At 36.8% G+C, this 20,185-nt stretch carries 17 protein-coding genes; all 17 read right to left on the bottom strand.

What is annotated here, in order from left to right; genetic code table 11:
- Positions 1–72: 72 nt before the first annotated feature.
- The 17 genes from rbfA to tsf all read right to left on the bottom strand — a co-directional run bounded on the left by rbfA (position 73) and on the right by tsf (position 20,104).
- Positions 73–420: a 30S ribosome-binding factor RbfA gene (gene rbfA / locus HMPREF3031_RS05065; RefSeq protein ID WP_002480711.1), complete on the bottom strand. Its 348-nt coding sequence runs from the start codon at positions 418–420 to the stop codon at positions 73–75.
- Between the two features lie 374 nt (positions 421–794).
- Positions 795–2,081, bottom strand: a complete 1,287-nt coding sequence (locus HMPREF3031_RS05060; RefSeq protein WP_070724647.1) for an MFS transporter — start codon at positions 2,079–2,081, stop codon at positions 795–797.
- Between the two features lie 29 nt (positions 2,082–2,110).
- A complete protein-coding gene (locus HMPREF3031_RS05055; RefSeq protein WP_070724645.1) occupies positions 2,111–2,860 on the bottom strand; it encodes a glycerophosphodiester phosphodiesterase family protein in 750 nt (249 codons plus the stop codon).
- 270 nt (positions 2,861–3,130) lie between these two features.
- Positions 3,131–3,514 carry a VOC family protein gene (locus HMPREF3031_RS05050; protein WP_002480708.1) on the bottom strand — a complete coding sequence of 128 codons (384 nt, stop codon included), beginning with the start codon at positions 3,512–3,514 and terminating at the stop codon, positions 3,131–3,133.
- A 95-nt stretch (positions 3,515–3,609) separates the two neighbouring features.
- The gene (infB, locus tag HMPREF3031_RS05045) at positions 3,610–5,745 is read right to left on the bottom strand and encodes a translation initiation factor IF-2 (RefSeq protein ID WP_023015689.1); all 2,136 of its coding nucleotides are present in this window, start codon (positions 5,743–5,745) and stop codon (positions 3,610–3,612) included.
- Between the two features lie 16 nt (positions 5,746–5,761).
- Positions 5,762–6,067 carry a YlxQ family RNA-binding protein gene (locus HMPREF3031_RS05040; protein WP_023015690.1) on the bottom strand — a complete coding sequence of 102 codons (306 nt, stop codon included), beginning with the start codon at positions 6,065–6,067 and terminating at the stop codon, positions 5,762–5,764.
- Entirely contained in the window at positions 6,064–6,348 is a 285-nt protein-coding gene (gene rnpM / locus HMPREF3031_RS05035) for an RNase P modulator RnpM (RefSeq protein WP_002480705.1), read from the bottom strand. The genes HMPREF3031_RS05040 and rnpM overlap by 4 nt, the downstream gene beginning before the upstream one ends.
- 18 nt (positions 6,349–6,366) lie before the next feature.
- A complete protein-coding gene (nusA, locus tag HMPREF3031_RS05030) occupies positions 6,367–7,620 on the bottom strand; it encodes a transcription termination factor NusA (protein WP_002480704.1) in 1,254 nt (417 codons plus the stop codon).
- 21 nt (positions 7,621–7,641) lie between these two features.
- Positions 7,642–8,109: a ribosome maturation factor RimP gene (gene rimP, locus HMPREF3031_RS05025; protein ID WP_002480703.1), complete on the bottom strand. Its 468-nt coding sequence runs from the start codon at positions 8,107–8,109 to the stop codon at positions 7,642–7,644.
- Positions 8,110–8,246: 137 nt separating this feature from the next.
- On the bottom strand, positions 8,247–12,554 hold the full coding sequence (locus HMPREF3031_RS05020) for a PolC-type DNA polymerase III (protein ID WP_105978763.1): 4,308 nt from the start codon (positions 12,552–12,554) through the stop codon (positions 8,247–8,249).
- Positions 12,555–12,818: 264 nt separating this feature from the next.
- Complete coding sequence (locus HMPREF3031_RS05015; RefSeq protein WP_002480701.1) at positions 12,819–14,519, bottom strand: proline--tRNA ligase; 1,701 nt, start codon at positions 14,517–14,519, stop codon at positions 12,819–12,821.
- A gap of 21 nt (positions 14,520–14,540) precedes the next feature.
- Entirely contained in the window at positions 14,541–15,824 is a 1,284-nt protein-coding gene (rseP, locus tag HMPREF3031_RS05010) for an RIP metalloprotease RseP (RefSeq protein WP_002480700.1), read from the bottom strand.
- 201 nt (positions 15,825–16,025) lie between these two features.
- Positions 16,026–16,808 (bottom strand): phosphatidate cytidylyltransferase, encoded by a 783-nt coding sequence (locus HMPREF3031_RS05005; RefSeq protein ID WP_002480699.1) that lies wholly within the window; start codon positions 16,806–16,808, stop codon positions 16,026–16,028.
- A gap of 19 nt (positions 16,809–16,827) precedes the next feature.
- Entirely contained in the window at positions 16,828–17,595 is a 768-nt protein-coding gene (locus HMPREF3031_RS05000) for an isoprenyl transferase (RefSeq protein ID WP_002480698.1), read from the bottom strand.
- Positions 17,596–17,780: 185 nt separating this feature from the next.
- Positions 17,781–18,335, bottom strand: a complete 555-nt coding sequence (gene frr, locus HMPREF3031_RS04995) for a ribosome recycling factor (protein ID WP_002480697.1) — start codon at positions 18,333–18,335, stop codon at positions 17,781–17,783.
- Positions 18,336–18,361: 26 nt separating this feature from the next.
- Positions 18,362–19,084, bottom strand: a complete 723-nt coding sequence (gene pyrH / locus HMPREF3031_RS04990; RefSeq protein ID WP_002480696.1) for a UMP kinase — start codon at positions 19,082–19,084, stop codon at positions 18,362–18,364.
- 138 nt (positions 19,085–19,222) lie between these two features.
- Positions 19,223–20,104, bottom strand: a complete 882-nt coding sequence (gene tsf, locus HMPREF3031_RS04985; protein ID WP_002480695.1) for a translation elongation factor Ts — start codon at positions 20,102–20,104, stop codon at positions 19,223–19,225.
- Positions 20,105–20,185: the final 81 nt, after the last annotated feature.

The following is a 20,185-nucleotide window of genomic DNA, read 5'->3' as shown; positions in this document are numbered from 1 at the left end:
GACAAGTCCGTAGGACTTTGTCGACAGTCTGAGCAGCTATGTACTTGCATAGCTGCCCATAACTTCATTTAATTAGTCATTTTTATGAAGATCTTGAATCATTCTTTCGATTTTATTACCGTACTCGATTGAGTGATCATATTCGAAATATAATTCTGGAATTGTTCTTAGACGAAGTCTTGAACCTAATTCCGCTTTAATAAAGCCTCGTGCTTTTTCTAACGCTTTAAACGTATCGTCTACTTCTTTTTCTTTACCTAATACTGTTAAGTAGACTTTAGCTTGAGATAAATCGTTTGTCACTTGTACGTCAGTGATAGTTAAAAATCCGATTCTCGGGTCTTTAACTTTATTGTTGATAATATCCATCAACTCTTGTTTTAATTGTTCACCAACGCGTTCTGCTCTCATTTTACTCATGTGTGTTTCACCTCTTTATTTCAACAATGAACGATTGAGTTCAATCCAAGATTATAAACTATAATCGTCCCTTTTACAAAACTTTTCCCTTTATATTGAGCAATTAATCAATATGACACGCGCAACATGTTAAGAAACAGTTAAGCATATTAATTTTGCGTAAACGTATAAGATATCATTTCAAAACAATCTTTACATTTCAGAAATAAACACATACTTTTTAAAAATAATAGGCTCCTTCAAAAATAAAACCAAGCACTTTATAGCTGTATCAAGCGTTTAAAGTACTTGGGTTAAAATTTCTTATTCATACTAAAAATAATTCAATCACTATCATGTTATTTTTAGTCGTTTCATTTTTAAATTTCATTTCATTATTGAACTTCTCGTTGTCGTGAACGTTTCATCAAATACGTTAATACTAATGCTGAAACTACACCACATAATGCGACCACAATACCAATTTTAAAAATCATTTGATAGGCAACAGCTTCATGTCCTTTAAATGCATCCAGTAAATTACCATTTAATTGATACACCCAAAAGACTGGCGCATACGCTAAAAACGAACCGACACTCATCGCAGACCCTGAAAAATCTTCAGGTAATTTCAATTCTGAAATTGGCGCAAGCAATACACTTTTTGATAAGAATGTCGTTAATGACAAGATTACTAATAAAACAATACTTAACTGTGTTCCGATTTTAAAGTATACAATAATGATTAAAATAACTGTTGATGCGAGTAATGCTACACCAATCATTTTCGCTGAAGATTTAAAGACAAAGTCCGAAATCATTCCCGCAATAACACCAGCGATAACGCTCATCAAAGCTGTATTGATTACACCGAAAAATGCAGTTTGTGCTGTTGTTAAATGATAAACACTTTGTAAATAAGGTACAGTGTAAATCAAAATAATATACCCCCAATATACTGACATTGCGGTAATCGCAGCTAACCATACTTTTGGTTGTGTTAACACATACAATAACCCTTTTAAAGCTTTCGCAGATTTATAACCTGTTTCTTGATTATGCGATTCATCAGCCGCAATCCCATTTTTCGGTACAAATTTCCATATTAAAATAATCATCGGGATTAATAATAAGTTATAGGCTAACATACCGCCTTTTAATACGACGACACCACTCACCGCAGCCATAATGGCTACAAGTAATAAGTTCATCAATATTTCTTGTGCACGGCGAATGGATTCTAATAATCCAAAACCTAAACCTCTATGTTCACGATCAGTGAAGAAAACTACCCCATTCAATACTGCAGGCCAGAAGAACGCTTCAACTAATCCCCAAATGATTGCGATCACTTTCAATATCGTAAAGCTCGGATTCAAGAAAATCACGATACACATCGTGATAAAACGAATTGACATCCCCGTGATGAGTAAAGAACGAATCGAGAATCTATTATTGATCCATCCACCTGGAATATAGAAGAACATTGATAACCCGATTAAACTAAAAATCACACCAAGTTCCGCATTATTAACATGCAGTACCTGCAAGAGTTGGTGATAAAACGTACCTTTAAAAGCTTCGAATCCTGAATAAATAATTTGTCCTGCAGTGACAACAGAAAGGTATCCTGCCAGTTGTCTCGCATTTTTCAATCCTAGTTTATGCATCAGCCAATTCATGTTGTTTTTCCTCCTAGTTGCGGCCTATGTCAAAGTGATTCTTGCAAATGTACTAAATTTTGCGGATAGTCTGTAAACACACCATCCACGCCAAGGTTAAAGAGTTGGTTCACTCTATCTACATCATTCACGGTATATACATTTAAAATATAACCATCATCTTTGATACGTCTGACTAACGCTTCAGTCAAATCAATATCTTCCAAATGCAAAATATGTGTATCACAAAAATCTAAAACTGTACGCCAATCTTCATAAAATGCACACATTTCATAGAGTACCGCTCTAGGATATTGAGGAAGTGCTTCTTGAACTGCTTTAAGCAATGGAATATTAAAGCTTGAAAATAATATTTCTACTTCAGGACTAAATTTCGGCATTGCTTCAAGTAACTGTTTAATTAATGATTTAGCTAATTTTGGTCCATGATTACCTGTAATACCTTTTAGTTCAATATTGACATTTAGTTGAGAGGCATTCACAAAATCAATAAATTCATCGAAAGTTAGAACTTTTTCTTCTTTGAATTTTGGATGGAACCAATAACCTGCACTCGCTTGTTGGATATCTTTAAATAAGGTTTCACTGATTTCTCCTGTCATTGAAGTTGTACGATCTAAATAATCATCATGAATCATTATTAATTGTTCATCTGCAGTAATTCCGACATCGACTTCAATCCATTGCAGTTCAGGAATTTCTGCTGCGGCATGATAAGATGCTAACGTGTTCTCTGGTGCGACACTTGGTACACCCCTGTGTCCAAAGATTGTTTTCATAGCTGTTCACCTTCTAGATTATAAAATAGATTGCTGTAGTGATATTAAATTCAACTTCTCACAACTTGTTAAAAGTTATGTATAATTTCGATTTAATCATATGCCTATGCAAAGCCTATTTCAATAAGTTTTATGATTTTTATTGAAACTTTACAATACATTTACAAACCCAGTTCTTATAGAGGTCAATCTGTTTTAAAATAAAAAATCCAATCTGAATACAGTGCTGAGACTATCATCAGATTGGATATTTAATATGTTTTATGATTTTTATTCATCAAAAACTAGAATGTTGAAGAAATGCCCATCAATATCTTCAAATGTGAAGCCATAAAAACCATCACGTTCTTTAGGTTGATCGATAATTTTACCTCCGAAACTCTGTACATCTTCTTTAAGTTGATGTGCTTCTTCTTTTGTATCAACCGAAAGTGAAATCAACGCATCATTACCATAAGGTACGCGATGAATATATGATTCAAAGTATTTCATGGCTACAATCATTATCGGAGAGCCTTTTTTTGCTTTGATACCGAACATCTTGCCCTCTTGTTCCGGACGTTCCATAATCTCAAAGCCGATATTTTGATAAAACTTCTTGCTTTTGTCTAAGTCCTGACTCGCAAGATTAAACCAAATATTGTTAACCATCATACATACACCTCCCAATTATATTTATGATAGTATTCCCTTAATCATACGAAAAAGCACTCCCGCTTAAGGAAGTGCTTTTATCTAAATTATCAAGTTTAACGTTGGATTTCAACCATTTCGTATGCTTCGATAATATCGTCAACTTTTAAGTCGTTGTATTTTTCAATTGTAATACCACACTCGTAACCTTTTGCCACTTCTTTCGCATCGTCTTTGAAACGTTTTAACGTATCAAGTTTACCTTCGAAGATGACAATACCGTCACGGATGACGCGTACTCCTGCGTTACGTGTAATTTTACCTTCAGTTACATAACATCCTGCGATTGTACCGACTTTAGAAACTTTGAATGTTTGACGAACTTCAGCTTGTCCGATAACTTTTTCTTCGTATTCAGGGTCAAGCATACCTTTCATCGCTGATTCAATTTCTTCGATTACGTCGTAGATAACACGGTGTAAACGTAAGTCTACATTTTCTTGTTCAGCTGCACGTTTCGCACCAGAGTCAGGACGTACGTTGAAGCCGATGATAATACCGTTTGAAGCATTCGCAAGTGTAACGTCAGATTCGTTGATTGCACCCACTGCTGTATGGATGATACGAACGTTAACACCTTCAACATCAATTTTCATAAGTGAAGCTGCTAATGCTTCTACTGAACCTTGTACGTCACCTTTGATGATTACGTTAAGGTCTTTCATTTCACCTTGTTTCATTTGTTCGAACAAGTTGTCTAATGAAACGTTTTTGCTTTCTTGACGTTGTTGTAAGATGCTTTCTTCATGACGTGCTTCACCGATTCTACGTGCTTGTTTTTCGTCAGAGAAGACAACGAAGCGGTCACCGGCTTGTGGTACATCATTAATACCAGTAATTTCAACCGGTGTTGATGGACCAGCTGATTTGATACGTTGACCTAAATCATTCACCATTGCACGGATACGACCGAACGTATTACCTACTACAATAGCATCTCCCACATGCAACGTACCATTTTGAACTAATAATGATGCCGCAGGACCACGTGATTTGTCTAATTCAGCTTCAATAACTGTACCGACAGCACGTTTGTCTGGGTTCGCTTTTAATTCTTGTACTTCTGATACTAAGACGATCATTTCTAATAAGTCTTCAATACCGTCACCGCTTAATGCTGAAAGTGGTACGAAGATTGTGTCGCCGCCCCAGTCTTCAGGGAATAAACCGTGTTCAGTTAATTCCTGCATAACACGATCAGGGTTTGCTGTTGGTTTATCAATTTTGTTTACCGCTACGATAATCGGCACATCTGCTTCTTTCGCATGGTTAATCGCTTCAATTGTTTGAGGCATAACACCGTCGTCTGCTGCAACCACTAAGATTGTGATATCAGTGACTTGCGCACCACGTGCACGCATAGTAGTGAAGGCTGCGTGTCCAGGTGTATCTAAGAAAGTGATTTTTTTGCCGTCATTTGTGATTTGGTAAGCACCGATATGTTGTGTGATACCGCCCGCTTCACCTTGTGTCACATGTGTATTTCTGATTGAGTCAAGTAGCGTTGTTTTACCATGGTCAACGTGTCCCATGATTGTTACAACTGCTGGACGCTCAATTGCATCCGGATCTTCTTCTTCATCATCGAAGTAGATGTCTAAGTCTTCTTCGTCAATGACTACTTCTTTTTCTACTTCTACACCATAATCATCAGCGATTAACTCAATTGTTTCATCGTCTAATGATTGGTTAATGTTTGCCATAATACCAAGTAAGAATAATTTCTTAACAATACTTGATGACTCAATATTCATTTTGTCAGCTAATTCGCCAACCGTAATACCTTCTAAATAAGTAATTTTTTCTGGCATTTCTTTTTTCGGTTGTTCTGGTGCTGGTTTTTGATTATTGTTTTTCTTATGTTTGTTGTTGTTTTTATTATTATTTTTGTTGTGGTTCTTGTTGCCTTTTTTATTATTCTTTTTAGCATTACCGCTATTATTGTTGTTATTATTATTTTTATCTTTATTATTGTTTTGATGTTTTTTGTGATTATTTTGAGCAGCTTTATCGTTTTGCTTATCTTTAGATGAATTTGGTTTGAATTTTTTATCCAACTCTTTGATTTCATTCGGTTCTAACGCTTGCATGTGGTTAGACACCTCAACATTCATCTTCTTCAATTCATCAATAACATCTTTACTTTTTAATTTTAAATCTTTTGCATACTCGTAAATTCTCTTTTTACTCATATAATCACTCCTTACGTTATTCATCTATCATTGATAATAGCTTTTTGGCAAAACCGTTATCCATTATAGCTATATTCACGCGAGAAGATTTGCCAAGTGCTTGGCCTAACTCTTCTCTTGTACCGAATATACGCAACGGAACGTGATAACTCTCACATTTTTGACTGATTTCTTTGGTTGTCCTCGATGACGCATCCTCAGACAGAATCACTAACGATGTTTTTCGCTTTTTGATTTCTGTCAGAATAACCGACTCACCACTTTTAACCTTGCCAGCCCGCATTGCCAATCCTAAAAAATTCAAGATGTTGCTCTTATTCATTTTGGAATCTCTTCTCTGTAAATGAGACGTATGATTTCTTTATAGACAGGCTCTAAAATTTCAGCATCAGCATTAAAGAACTTCTCTAAAATGCCTTTTTGCTGTGCTTTTTCTACAAGTGCTACATCTTTAGAAACGTACGCACCACGTCCAGGTTTCTTACCTGTCGCATCTGCAGAAATTTCACCTTCTTTGTTTATAACCACACGAATCATATCGTTTTTGGGACGCATTTCATTTGAAAGTATACACTTTCTCATTGGAATCTTCTTTTTCTTCATAAAGGCATTCACTCCAAATTATTCTTCTACGTCTTTTTTAGCTTCTGTTTCTTCTGAAGCTTCGTCTTCTTCTGATTCAGCTGCTTCAATGTCTTCCGCTTCTTCTACTTCAACATCTTCAACTTCCTCAACTTCAGGTACTTCTTCTACTTGTGCCACTACCACATCTTCAGAAAGATCTTCTTCGATTGGTGTTTCTTCAACTTCGTCTTGTTCTGGCACTGGGTAGATACCTGCTTCACGTGCATCTGTTTCAGATTTAATATCGATTTTCCAACCTGTCAATTTCGCTGCTAAACGTGCGTTTTGACCACGTTTACCGATAGCTAGTGATAATTGATAATCAGGAACAACTACTGTTGTAGATTGATTGTCTTCGTCTACAATTACTTCTAAAACTTGTGAAGGGCTTAATGCGTTTTTCACAAAGACTTTAGGATTTTCATTCCATTGTACGATATCAATTTTTTCTCCGCCAAGCTCTTCAACAATCGCTTCAACACGGACCCCTTTTGCACCTACACATGCGCCGACAGCATCAATATCATCATTTTCAGAGTAGACACTGATTTTTGAACGGTCGCCCGCTTCACGTGCAACTGATTTAATCACAACAGTACCATCATAAATTTCAGGTACTTCTTCTTCAAACAAACGTTTCAATAAGCCAGGATGACTACGTGATACATAGATTTGAGGACCTTTTGTCGTTTGTTCTACTTTATTAACGTATACTTTGATACGTTCATTTGGAATGTAACTTTCATTTGGACTTCTTTCAGCTTCAGATAATACCGCTTCAGTGCGTCCTAAGTTAACATACACATATCTGTGATCGACTCTGTCGATGATACCAGTCATGATATCTTCTTCTTTATCGATAAATTCATCATAAAGAATTTCTCTTTCAGCATCGCGTAAACGTTGCATCACAGCTTGTTTTGCTGCTTGTGCACCCACACGGCCGAAGTCTTTCGGTGTAACATCTTCTTCGTAGATATCACCGATTTCATATGCTGGGTTTTTCACCAACGCTGTACTGATGTCCACTTCATCGCGGTCATCAAATACTTCTTCTACGACTTCTTTACGTGCGATAACTTTGAACGTACCTTCGTCCATATTCAATTCCACACGTGCATTACGTGAAGATTCATAGTTCTTTTTATAAGCAGTAATCAATGCTGCTTCAATCGCATCGATTAGTACTTCTCTAGGAATTTTCTTTTCTTTTTCCAAATATTCTACTGCTAATATTAATTCATTTGACACGGTTAAATCCTCCTACTCACGTTAAATCAAAACTGCATGACGTGCTTTAGCAATTTTATTTCTTGGGATTTCAACTTGCTTTTTCTTTGATTTGACTTGCACTTCGATCACAACTGACTCGTCATCTACTGACTGCAAGACACCTAACCATTCTTTAGCACCTTCAACCGGCGCATAAAGAGTGACAAATACAGGTTGATTGACTGCATTACGAAACGCCTTATCGTCTTTGATAGGACGCTCAGCACCTGGTGACGCAACGTCTAGGTAATACATTTGTTCAATCGGATCTGCTTCATCCATTGCTGCGCTGATTTTTTCTGATGCTAATGTGCAATCATTTAAATCAACGCCGCCCTCTTTATCAATAGAGATTCTAAGATAGCGGTCTCTACCTTCTTTTGTGAATTCAATATCCACGAGTTCAAAATTCAATTCATCTAAAACCGGTTGAATAATTGTTTCGATTTGTTCAGTAATTTTACTCATGCTGACCTCCTTTATACAAATAGAAAAGAGCGGGTAAACCCCACTCTTCGTGACTAAAGTTCATTTTTTACGCACTATGATTATAACACAGTACATCTTTAAATGCCAATTGTAGCACAGTTGACACTTTTTAAGCATTACATATCAAAAATTGATAATTGTGCTTTATCAGGTAAACCAGGTAATGAACCTAAATCATCTAAATACTCAATGACTTTTTGAGAAAGACCCGCTTTCTTATTCAAGTCTTCTTTAGATAAGAACGGTCCTTCATTACGTGCTTCAACAATACGTTTCGCTACGTTTTCACCTAGACCTGGCACCGCAATAAACGGTGGAATCAATGTATCACCTTCAATAATAAATTCAAATGCCTGACTCTTTTCTAAACTGATCGGCTGCATACGGAAACCGCGATGCGCCATTTCGTTCATGATTTCAAGCACAGTTAAAACGTCTTTTTCTTTCTTGCCAAGTTCCATGTATTTAGAATACATATCTTTCACTGCCGCTTTGATACCTTCTTTATCTTTGATCATGGTTAATAAGTCAAAGTCTGATGCACGAACAGTAAAGTAAGACGCATAATAATATAACGGATAATGTACTTTGAAGTAAGCGATACGTACCGCCATTAATACGTAAGCTGCCGCATGGGCTTTCGGGAACATGTACTTGATTTTCTTACATGAGTCTAAATACCAATCCGGTACATTATTCTCTTTCATGATTTCTTCCCATTCTTCTTGCAGGCCTTTACCTTTACGTACTGCCTCCATAATTTTGAAGGCTAATGATGGTTCTAATCCGGCATACATTAAATACACCATGATATCGTCACGACAACCGATAACTCCAGATAGATCACATGTACCTGAACGTACTAATTCTTGGGCATTGCCTAACCATACGTCTGTACCATGAGATAATCCAGAAATCTGAACGAGTTCAGAGAATGTTGTCGGTTTCGTATCTTCTAACATTTGACGAACGAACGCTGTACCGAATTCTGGTACACCGAATGTCCCTGTCTTACATAAAATGTCTTCTTCTGTAACACCTAAGGATTCTGGCGTACTGAAAATACGCATTGTTTCTTTGTCATCGACCGGCACTGTTTTCGGATCAATGCCTGATAAATCTTGAAGCATACGAATCATCGTTGGATCATCGTGTCCAAGAATATCGAGTTTCAAGACGTTATCATGAATGGAGTGGAAGTCGAAGTGCGTTGTCATCCAAGCTGATGATTGGTCATCCGCTGGATATTGAATCGGAGTAAAGTCATAAATATCCATATCATCAGGTACTACAATGATACCGCCAGGGTGTTGACCTGTTGTACGTTTAACACCAGTACAACCTTTAACTAAACGGTCAATTTCAGCACCACGTTTATGAATACCTTGGTCATTTAAATAACCTTTGACATAACCGAATGCAGTTTTCTCTGCGACTGTACCGATAGTTCCGGCACGGAATACTTTATCTTCACCGAATAAGACTTTCGTGTAGTTATGTGCTTCAGGTTGATACTCACCACTGAAGTTCAAGTCAATATCTGGTACTTTGTCACCTTTGAAGCCTAAGAATGTTTCGAAAGGAATATCTTGGCCTTCTTTAATCATTTCAGCACCACATTCACATGTCTTATCTGGCAAGTCGAAACCAGAACCGACGGAACCGTCATTAAAGAACTCGCTCTTCTTACATTTTGGACAAATGTAGTGCGGAGGCAATGGATTCACTTCGGTAATTTCAGTCATTGTCGCAACGAAGCTTGAGCCGACAGAACCACGTGAACCTACTAAGTAACCATCGTTGAGTGATTTCTTAACCAAACGTTGCGAAATCAAGTAGATAACAGCGAATCCATTACCAATAATACTTTCTAATTCTTTTTCAAGACGATCAATAACAATTTGCGGTAAATCATCACCATATAATTTACGCGCATTCGCATAACTCATTTCACGAATTTCTTCATTCGCACCATCCATATTAGGTGTATACAATTTGTCTTTAATCGGTACAACACGTTCAATACGATCAGCTAGTGCTTGTGTATTATCAACGACAATTTCTTTCGCTTTCTCTTCACCTAAGAAATGGAATGCATCTAACATTTCATCTGTCGTTCTGAAATGTGCTTCTGGTAACGTAGAACGATTTAATGGGTTACCTGGTTGAGACGCGATTAAGATTTTACGTGCAATTGCATCGTGTTCATTTAAGTAATGCACATTACCTGTCGCAACCACTGGCACATTGACTGCTTTACCCGCTTCAAGCAAACGCTGATAAATCTCAATCATAGTTTCATTATCACGAATCAATTCACGATCGATTAAATCTTGGTATAACGCAGGCGGTTGTACTTCTATATAGTCATAATATTTCGCAATATGTTCAACTTGAGATTGGTCTTTCTGCATTACCGCAGTAAAGACTTCACCTTCATCACATGCTGAACCGATTAATAAACCTTCACGGTACTCATCTAATAATGAACGTGGAATTCTCGGTGTACGATAGTAATACGTCACTAAGGATTCACTGACAATCTTGAATAAGTTTTTTAAACCTGTTTGGTTTTGAACTAAAATCGTCACATGACTTGGACGTGCACGTTTATAAGCATCTTCGTTTGATAGTGATTGGTTGATATCTTGATGATTTTTAACACCGAGTTCATCCACTTGTTTCAACATTTTAATAAAAATATAAGCCGTAGCTTCTGTATCATAGATGGCACGGTGATGTTGTGTCAGTTCAACACCATATTTTTTGGCTAAGAAGTTCAAACCATGTTTACCAAATTCTGTATTTATCGTACGTGATAATTCTAAAGTATCGATAACACCATTTGTATAATGGCCTAAACCTGCACGTTCATAGCCAGTATCAATGAAGCCCATATCGAAGGATGCGTTATGGGCAACGAAAATCGCATCTCCGACCCATTCTTTGAATTCTGTTAATACATCATCAATTTCAGGAGCATCAACTAACATTTCATCTGAGATGTGCGTCAAATTCTTGATAGTTTCAGATAAACGCTCATGCGGATTACTGAAACGTTCGAACTTATCAATGATTTCGCCATCATGGACTTTTACAGCGGCTAACTCGATAATTTTGTCGTATTGGTTTGATAAACCAGTCGTCTCAACGTCAAATACCACATAAGTCGCGTCTTTAAGATTACGGTCAGTCGGATTGTATGCAATCGGTACACCATCGTCTACTAGCATACCTTCCATACCGTAAATCATTTTAATGCCATGCTTTTCAGCAGCACTGAACGCATCTGGATAAGCTTGAACGACATTATGGTCCGTTACTGCGATGGCAGGATGTCCCCATTTCGCAGCTTGTGCCACATAATCACCGATTTGATTAATACCGTCCATTTGACTCATCGCTGTATGCAGATGTAATTCCACACGCTTATCTTCTGCTTTATCTAGTTTTGGTGTTTTCTTAATTTCTTCAATATCAGACATCATCATGACTAAATCACGTACGAAAGTATCTTCTTCAATACGGCCTTGCGCACGTACCCATTTACCGACACTTAACGCTTTGAAATGTTCTAAATCGTCTTTGTTTTTACGTGTAAACATTTTTAGTACGAGTGAGTCTGTGTAATCTGTTACTTTTAATTCTACGATGTGACGACCACTTTTTAGTTCTTTGATATTCATATCAAAGATAACGCCTTCAATCGCCACTTTGAATTCTTCTTCAATAATAGATTCAATCGGTCTGACGTTATCCACTTGGATTGGTTTACCGATTTGACATTTATCAACAGCACTTTCGTTATTATCTTGTTGCTTAGCTTTTTCAGCTTTCATACGTTCTAATTTTTCAGTTGCTTCTCTTGCGCTTTGTTGATCCTCTTCTTGAATATGTGCTTCTAATGAAGCTAAATCATTATCATGTTCAGACGTGTCTGTTTCAAAGACAATCTTATTCACGTCAAAGCCGCATTGTTGGTATGCTTTGACTAAGCTGCCGTTACACGCTTTATGGAAATAATCACGTTCAATATCATTTGAAACCATCACTTTTAAGACATTACCTGAAGTAATCAGACGTTTTTGTCTTAATTGTCCTTTTACTTTGGGTGACAATCTCGTCTGTTCAATACAATGGTTGAAGTATTTCATCGCAAACTCATCTTGGTTTCTTGTATCTTGAACAACAAAATGCCAATCTACAGTCGCAATCTCTTTAAATTCTTCAATCAAAGCGTGGGTAAATAACATGTAGTCTTCATAAGTTAAAAAGCGAGGTAGTGTAATTTGAAATAACCATGTCCGCTCTTTTTGAGAGACATCAATGCGGTTTAATTCACTGTTTTCTATAATATCTGGTTCGAGCTGATTCGCAATTTTAATCTGATCAGCTAACACTTTAAATTTTTCTTGATTTGTCATTGCCAAGACCATTACCACCTTAGTCATTAATTACATCGTTCATACGGTTAGGGAGAATTTTAATTTATTTAAAAAGGTGCATGCCCTTTTGAGTATAGAAAAAATGGAACCACGTTTGACAACGCGGTTGATTTTCATCTCTGTTCTGAAGTTCTAAAATATTATACCAAATTTCCAGTAATACTTAAAATGAGCAAACTGAATTTTTCGCTATGTAAAAAGCCGAAGTGCAGTCAGAGCACTTCGGCTTTTTGATTTATAAAATTAAATTTGTTCGTATAAATCTTTCACGTAATTCACTAAATCTGCTGCCGCAACTTCTTCGCTTTCTCCATTGTCACGACGTTTCACTTCAACAATACCTTCTGCCGCACGTTTACCAACTACAACACGCACTGGTAAACCGATTAAGTCAGCATCGTTGAATTTAACACCTGCACGTTCTTTACGATCATCGTATAAGACTTCAAATGACGCTTGAAGCGCTTGGTATAACTCATCACCAAGTTCTCTTTGATCATCTTTCTTAGGATTAATCGTAATTAAGTGTACTTCAAATGGTGTCACTGATTTAGGCCAGATAATACCATTGTCATCATTGTTTTGTTCTACAATCGCACTTAATGTTCTTGAAACCCCGATACCATAGCAACCCATGATTAATGGTTGTGCTTTACCTTGGTTATCTAAGAATGTCGCATTCATAGATTCAGAGTATTTTGTGCCGAGTTTGAAGACTTGTCCAACTTCGATACCTTCAGCGAATTTAGCTTCGCCTGAACCATCGCTGAGCGGTTCACCTTCTAAGATGAAGCGGAAGTCGCCGAACGCTTCTACGTTAAAGTCACGTTCTGGATTCGCATTCACATAATGGTAACCATCTTCATTTGCACCAACGACAATATTAGGGATTTCTTGTACGAAATTATCCGCATATACTTTGATACCTTTTTCTTGAATAGGTCCGATTGAACCTGGGTTCGCACCCACTAAGTTGATAATTTCATCTTGGCTCGCAAGTTCAATATTGTCTGTACCGAAGTAAGCTTTTAATTTTACATCATTCACTTCATGATGGCCACGCACTAAGACAATCACAAATTCGCCATCTACTTTGAATACCATTGATTTCGTAATTTGATCTAGTGGGCGATTTAAGAAATCTGCCACTTCTTGTGCTGTATGGGCATTTGGTGTTTCAACCTTTTCTAATTCCAGTAAAGCTTCATCGTGTGCTTTTGGCTCATACACAACTTCTGCTTTTTCAATATTAGCAGCGTAGTCGCTGTTTTCACTGTAAACAATTGTATCTTCACCGATTTCACTTAACGCCATAAATTCATGAGTATGGCTGCCGCCGATTGCACCTGAATCTGCGACCACTGGACGTGCGTTAATACCCGCACGCTTAAAGATACGGCCATATGCATCATACATATCATTGTATGTCTCATCTAATGACGCTTCATCCGCATGGAATGAATACGCATCTTTCATAATGAATTCACGACCGCGTAATAAACCGAAACGTGGACGCTTTTCATCTCTGAATTTAGATTGAATTTGGAATAGTGTTAAAGGTAATTGCTTATAAGATTTCAATTCATCACGTACTAATGATGTGACGACTTCTTCATGTGTTGGTCCTAACGCGAATTGACGACCATTACGATCAGTCAGACGCATCAATTCACTGCCATAAGCTTCCCAACGTCCTGATTCTTCCCATAATTCTGAAGGTTGTAATGCCGGCATTAAGATTTCTACCGCATCAATTTTCTCCATTTCTTCTCTGATAATTGATGTAATATTATTTAATACACGTGTCGCAAGCGGTAAATAACTATAAATTCCACTTGTACTTTGTTTAATCAATCCTGCTTTTAACAGTAATCGATGACTTAAGGCTTCAGCTTCCGCTGGCACCTCTCTTAACGTTGGTATAAATACTTTTGACTGTCTCATAAAACTGAGCTCCTCCATTTCCTATAAGAAATAACGTTGTATGTCATTCCATGTCACTAATATCATAATAATTACTACAAATATAGCACCTGCACCAATAATGTAGGCTTCCGCTTTTTTGTTGACGGGCTTTCTGAAAATCGCTTCATAAATAACGAACAGAATTCTTCCGCCGTCTAATGCTGGAATTGGTAATAGGTTCATTAAACCTAAGTTCACACTTAACATAGCTGTCCATGCTATCAAGTTAATGATACCAGTTTTCACCACAGTATCAACATTATGGTAAATACCGACAGGTCCATTCAACATGTCGAATGAAAATCCACCTGTAAAGATACTCCCTATCATAGACACAATTGCTGTGAAAATAATCGTTCCTGCTTTGAAGAATTGCTCTACACCTGTTGTAAGCGGCGCAATCAGAGAGCTATGGTCTTTATCAGGTTGGAAACCTAAGATATAGCGTGTTTGAGATGTCAGTTTGGTTAACTTCTCAACGACTTTTTTAGGTTTGAATTCAGCTGATTTTTGGTGACCGTCACGCTCATATTGAATTGAAACTTTTTGACCTTTATTATCTTCTAAAGCTTTTGTGATATCTTTAAAGTTCTCAATTTTTTTATCACCGATTTGTTCAATTTTATCACCAGGCTTCAAACCGATTTCTTGTGCTGGTGTATTATCCGCGACTTGTTTCACCACATTATTCGGTGTGCCTTGGTAATACGCTAATCCGATAAAAATCACAATCGCAAGCAAGAAGTTGAATAATGGTCCTGCAAACAATGTTAAGAATTTTTGCCATGGTGTTTTGTGTACCAATTGACGATTACGCGGTGCAATTTGGATTAACGAACCATTTTCTACAAAATATGCTTCTTTCGCAATATAAAAACGATGGCGTTCGTCATCATAAGAGGTAATACCTTCTAAATACATTTCATCTTTGAAGTCAATTTTCTTCACTTCAATGACTTCTGCTTGTTGGAATTTATGTTGATCATCTAACAAGATATGCGTAATTTCATCTTGATCATTTAATTTAATCTTAACTGACATACCTGGTTCTACAGGCGGTTCTTCTAAACCGTCCCCTGCCATACGGACATAACCGCCGACGGGTAATAAACGGATAGTATATAACGTTTCATTCTTTCTGAAACTGAATATTTTCGGTCCCATGCCTATCGCAAATTCAGGACACATAATCCCTGCACGCTTCGCGAAGAACATGTGACCGAACTCATGCACGAAGACTAATACGCCGAATACGATAATAAAAGATAGTATAGTTATTAGCAAAATTGGGCCACTCCTATTTAATTAATTGGTCCATCAAATATGTAAAACTTGCTTAAACAAGATACATGTGACGGTAACATTTTATAAAATCATTTTAATGAAAATCATGCGAACATACAACAAATATACGATGTTACAAAAATGAGGCATGCCTTAAGCAAACGCTGTTTCTTTGTTTGCATAACCGCATGCCTCACGTTTTTAGTTTTGTAAAAGTAAAATATTTAATAGCGGTAATACGAACATAAAGCTGTCGAAGCGATCGAGAATACCACCATGTCCTGGTAATATTTTACCTGAGTCTTTCACACCAAAGTGACGTTTGAATCCTGATTCAACTAAGTCGCCAAGTTGTCCGAACATACTTAATACAACCGTTACAACCATCATAACGAAAATGTTGACTGGGAATTCAATAAACATCTGCATAATGATCGGTACCAACAAGCTGCATAGCACGCCGCCGATAAAACCTTCAATCGTTTTATTTGGACTGATAACCGGCCATAATTTATGTTTACCGATACTGCGTCCAAATAAGTAAGCCCCTGTATCTGTTGTCCATACGACTAAGAAAGCATATAAAATGAAGGCAAGACCTGCTTCACGTGTTTCATATAAGTACATGAAGCCGATGCCGACATATGCAACAGACATTAAGCAAAAGGCTGCGTCGATGAAGCTGAAGCGGTTTTTAGACATAACCGTATAACTTAGTACCACGAAACTCATGATTACAAGTCCCTTCAACTGTATAGCAGGGACTAATGAACCTAAATCTTGCGGCAACATAATAATGACGAGCCCAAGTGCACTGATAATCCCTGGTATAGAAATAAAACGGATTTTATTCATATTTAGTAATTCTTTTAAAGCGATAAACGCTAGTAAAAATGAAAAGTACATCAGTACTTGACCACCGATAATTAATATCGGTAAAAAGATGATTAAGGCAATAATAGCCGTGACCGTTCTTACTCTCATATTAAATTCCTACCTTAAATTATAATAGCCCGCCGAAGCGACGTTGTCTTTTTTGATATATCTTAATACAATCATACAATTCTTGTTCATCAAAATCAGGCCACAATTTCTGGTCAAATATAAATTCACTATATGAAATCTGCCATATTAAGAAATTGCTGATACGTTGTTCCCCAGATGTGCGAATCAATAATTCAGGATCAGGATACTGACTTGTCATTAAATACTGATTCATCATACTTTCAGTGATATCCTCGCTATTATATCCTTGTTTCTGCATATCATCAAACATTCGACGAACACTGTCTACGATTTCTGCTCTTCCACCGTAATTAATCGCAAAAATCAATTTAAGTCCTTGATTATGTGCTGTCTTTTCTTTCGCGTGATTAATTGCTTTTAACGTTGATGCCGGCAGATCATCTGTAAATCCGATAGTTTCAACTTTGACATCTTTTTCAATTAATTCAGGTAAAAAAGTCTTAAGGAAATTCACTGGTAAATTCATAATATAATTTACCTCTTGTTCAGGACGGGACCAATTTTCAGTTGAAAAGGCGTAGAGCGTTAAATACTTTACACCAATATCATTTGCTGCTCTTGTGATTTTCTTAATGGTTTGCATTCCCTCATAATGCCCTTTGATTCTTGGCATTTTACGTTTCTTCGCCCAACGGCCATTACCATCCATGATAATCGCTATATGTTCGGGTATGTTATGTAAATCTAATTCTGAATGGTTCGTTTCAGTTTCAGAACGATTCTTATTTCTTAGCTTTTTAAACATGGTCTATCCTCCGAGCTCAATCTATCTCTGTTACATTATAATAGATTATTCATGCAATTATCTATCATTTTATCACACTCGTTAAACGCAATGAATAGAACAATTAAAAAACTGTACCAAAGTCTGAGTTGGTACAGTTTTAATAAGTGATTTAAACACTGTCTTGCTTAAATCTGTTTAGATGATTAGACAGCCATAATGTCTTTTTCTTTTTCATCTAATACTTTTTCAATTTCTTTAATAGAATCATCAGTGATTTTTTGAACTTGTTCTGTTGCTGAACGTAATTCATCTTCTGAGATATCCCCATTTTTTTCGTCTTTTTTCAATTCATCATTGCTGTCACGACGAATATTACGTACAGATACTTTCGCATTTTCAGCCATTTTCTTAACGTCTTTTACTAATTCTTTACGACGTTCTTCAGTTAAAGCAGGTACTGTAATACGAATCACTTCACCATCACTTGTAGGGTTAACACCTAAGTTTGCTGCGTTGATTGCACGCTCAATTTCAGAGATTGATGATTTGTCGTAAGGTGATACTACTAATAAACGTGGTTCAGGTACGTTGATGCTTGCTAATTGTTGTACAGGTGTTGGTGCACCATAGTAATCAACATTTACACTAGCTAATAAGTTAGAGTTTGCACGACCTGCGTTAACTGTCGCAAATTCGCGTGATAAACTCTCGATAGATTTTTTCATTCTTAATTTCGTTTCGCTTAAAATGTCACTCATCTTTCTTACACCTCAAATTTATAAAATTATTTAGTTATAGTTGTTCCGATTTCTTCGCCTAATACCGCACGCTTAATATTACCCTCTTCTGAAATAGAGAACACATTCAACGGAATGTTGTTGTCCATACAGAATGAAGCGGCAGTTGAGTCCATGACTTGAAGACCCTCTTGTAACATTTGAATGTATGTCAAATGCTCATATTTAACTGCGTCTTTATCAACTTTTGGATCAGCTGAGTAAACACCGTCAACATTATTTTTACCCATTAAAATTACATCAGCTTCTACTTCAGCTGCGCGTAATGCAGCTGTTGTATCTGTTGAGAAGTAAGGGTTGCCAATACCCGCAGCAAAAATTACAACACGTTTTTTCTCTAGGTGTCTGATTGCACGACGTCTAATATAAGGTTCAGCGACCTGTTTCATTTCGATTGATGTTAAAACACGTGTATCACAGTCAAGTTGTTCTAAACTGTCTTGGAGTGCTAATGCATTCATAACTGTTGCTAACATACCCATGTAGTCAGCTGTCCCGCGATCCATACCTAAATCACTGCCAGTTTTACCTCTCCAGATGTTGCCGCCTCCAACGATAACTGCGATTTCACAGTCCAATTCTACGACTTCTGCAATTTGTTTTGCAACACTTTTAATAATGATTGGATTAATTCCGAATCCTTTTTCTCCTGCTAGTGCTTCTCCGCTCAATTTCAAGACAACGCGATTGTATTTAGAAGTTTCAGCCATTTTCTTATCCTCTCTATAGTAAAAATATGTATGTGATACAAGTAAAGAAGACACATTGAGGTACGTCCGATACAAATGTGTGCATTTATATAGATATACAAGGGTGTCTTCTTTCTTGTTCAACATTTTAATAGATTATTATTTCATTTGTCCTTTAACTTCGTCAGCAAAGTTTTCGTCACGTTTTTCTAATCCTTCGCCTACTTCATAGCGTACAAAGTCAGTTAATTTACCGCCTTTTGATTTAAGGAATTCTTCAACAGTAACATCAGGGTTTTTAACGAAGTCTTGGTCAACTGCGCAAATTTCTTGTAAATATTTGCGTAAACGGCCTTCAACCATTTTTTCAACGATTTTTTCTGGTTTACCTTCATTTAATGCTTGTTGTTTTAATACTTCTTTTTCGTGTGCAAGTTCTTCTTGGCTTACTTGGTCAGAAGAAACATATTTAGGATTGATAGCAGCAATATGCATTGCAACATCTTTAGCAGCTTCTTCGTCAGTTGTACCTTCAACTACTGTTAATACACTGATACGGCCGCCCATATGTTCGTATGCACCGAATGCATCGTTGTCACCTTTAGTTCTAACTGCGAAACGACGTAAGCTTAATTTTTCACCGATTGTTGAGATTGCTTTGTTGATACGTTCGCTAACAGTGTCACCTGTTGATAATTTAGTTTCTAACAATGCGTCAACTGATTCTGGTTTAGTTTCAAGAATTTGGTTAGCGATTTCTTTAACTAGCTCTTGGAAGCCTTCGTTACGTGCTACGAAGTCAGTTTCAGAGTTGATTTCAACGATTACAGCATCGTTACCGTTAACTCCAACATAAGTCATACCTTCAGCAGCAATACGATCTGCTTTTTTAGCAGCTTTCGCAATACCTTTTTCACGTAGGTAGTCGATTGCTTTTTCGATATCGCCATCAGTTTCTACTAATGCTTTTTTACAATCCATCATACCTGCGCCAGTTCTTTCGCGCAATTCTTTAACTAATTTAGCTGTAATTTGTGCCATTCAATTTTCCTCCATTTATATAACATAATATAATCAGTCAAATATAGTATATCAGTTCTCTCTCTAATTATAACTCTATTT

The organism is Staphylococcus sp. HMSC072B07 (genome assembly GCF_001815505.1).
In the GTDB taxonomy this organism is placed as follows: domain Bacteria; phylum Bacillota; class Bacilli; order Staphylococcales; family Staphylococcaceae; genus Staphylococcus; species Staphylococcus simulans.
Note: the sequence above shows the minus strand (reverse complement) of the source record. Positions and strands in the feature narration are given on the sequence as shown.

Excerpts from the sequence above, each read along its gene's own strand:
- HMPREF3031_RS05000 (WP_002480698.1), bottom strand. The coding sequence starts at position 17,595 with ATGTTTAAAAAGCTAAGAAATAAGAATCGTTCTGAAACTGAAACGAAC.
- rnpM (WP_002480705.1), bottom strand. The coding sequence starts at position 6,348 with ATGAAGAAAAAGAAGATTCCAATGAGAAAGTGTATACTTTCAAATGAA.
- infB (WP_023015689.1), bottom strand. The coding sequence starts at position 5,745 with ATGAGTAAAAAGAGAATTTACGAGTATGCAAAAGATTTAAAATTAAAA.
- HMPREF3031_RS05040 (WP_023015690.1), bottom strand. The coding sequence starts at position 6,067 with ATGAATAAGAGCAACATCTTGAATTTTTTAGGATTGGCAATGCGGGCT.
- HMPREF3031_RS05005 (WP_002480699.1), bottom strand. The coding sequence starts at position 16,808 with ATGAGAGTAAGAACGGTCACGGCTATTATTGCCTTAATCATCTTTTTA.
- frr (WP_002480697.1), bottom strand. The coding sequence starts at position 18,335 with ATGAGTGACATTTTAAGCGAAACGAAATTAAGAATGAAAAAATCTATC.
- HMPREF3031_RS05020 (WP_105978763.1), bottom strand. The coding sequence starts at position 12,554 with ATGACAAATCAAGAAAAATTTAAAGTGTTAGCTGATCAGATTAAAATT.
- rbfA (WP_002480711.1), bottom strand. The coding sequence starts at position 420 with ATGAGTAAAATGAGAGCAGAACGCGTTGGTGAACAATTAAAACAAGAG.
- HMPREF3031_RS05015 (WP_002480701.1), bottom strand. The coding sequence starts at position 14,519 with ATGAGACAGTCAAAAGTATTTATACCAACGTTAAGAGAGGTGCCAGCG.
- HMPREF3031_RS05055 (WP_070724645.1), bottom strand. The coding sequence starts at position 2,860 with ATGAAAACAATCTTTGGACACAGGGGTGTACCAAGTGTCGCACCAGAG.
- tsf (WP_002480695.1), bottom strand. The coding sequence starts at position 20,104 with ATGGCACAAATTACAGCTAAATTAGTTAAAGAATTGCGCGAAAGAACT.
- rimP (WP_002480703.1), bottom strand. The coding sequence starts at position 8,109 with ATGAGTAAAATTACTGAACAAATCGAAACAATTATTCAACCGGTTTTA.
- HMPREF3031_RS05060 (WP_070724647.1), bottom strand. The coding sequence starts at position 2,081 with ATGAATTGGCTGATGCATAAACTAGGATTGAAAAATGCGAGACAACTG.
- pyrH (WP_002480696.1), bottom strand. The coding sequence starts at position 19,084 with ATGGCTGAAACTTCTAAATACAATCGCGTTGTCTTGAAATTGAGCGGA.
- HMPREF3031_RS05050 (WP_002480708.1), bottom strand. The coding sequence starts at position 3,514 with ATGATGGTTAACAATATTTGGTTTAATCTTGCGAGTCAGGACTTAGAC.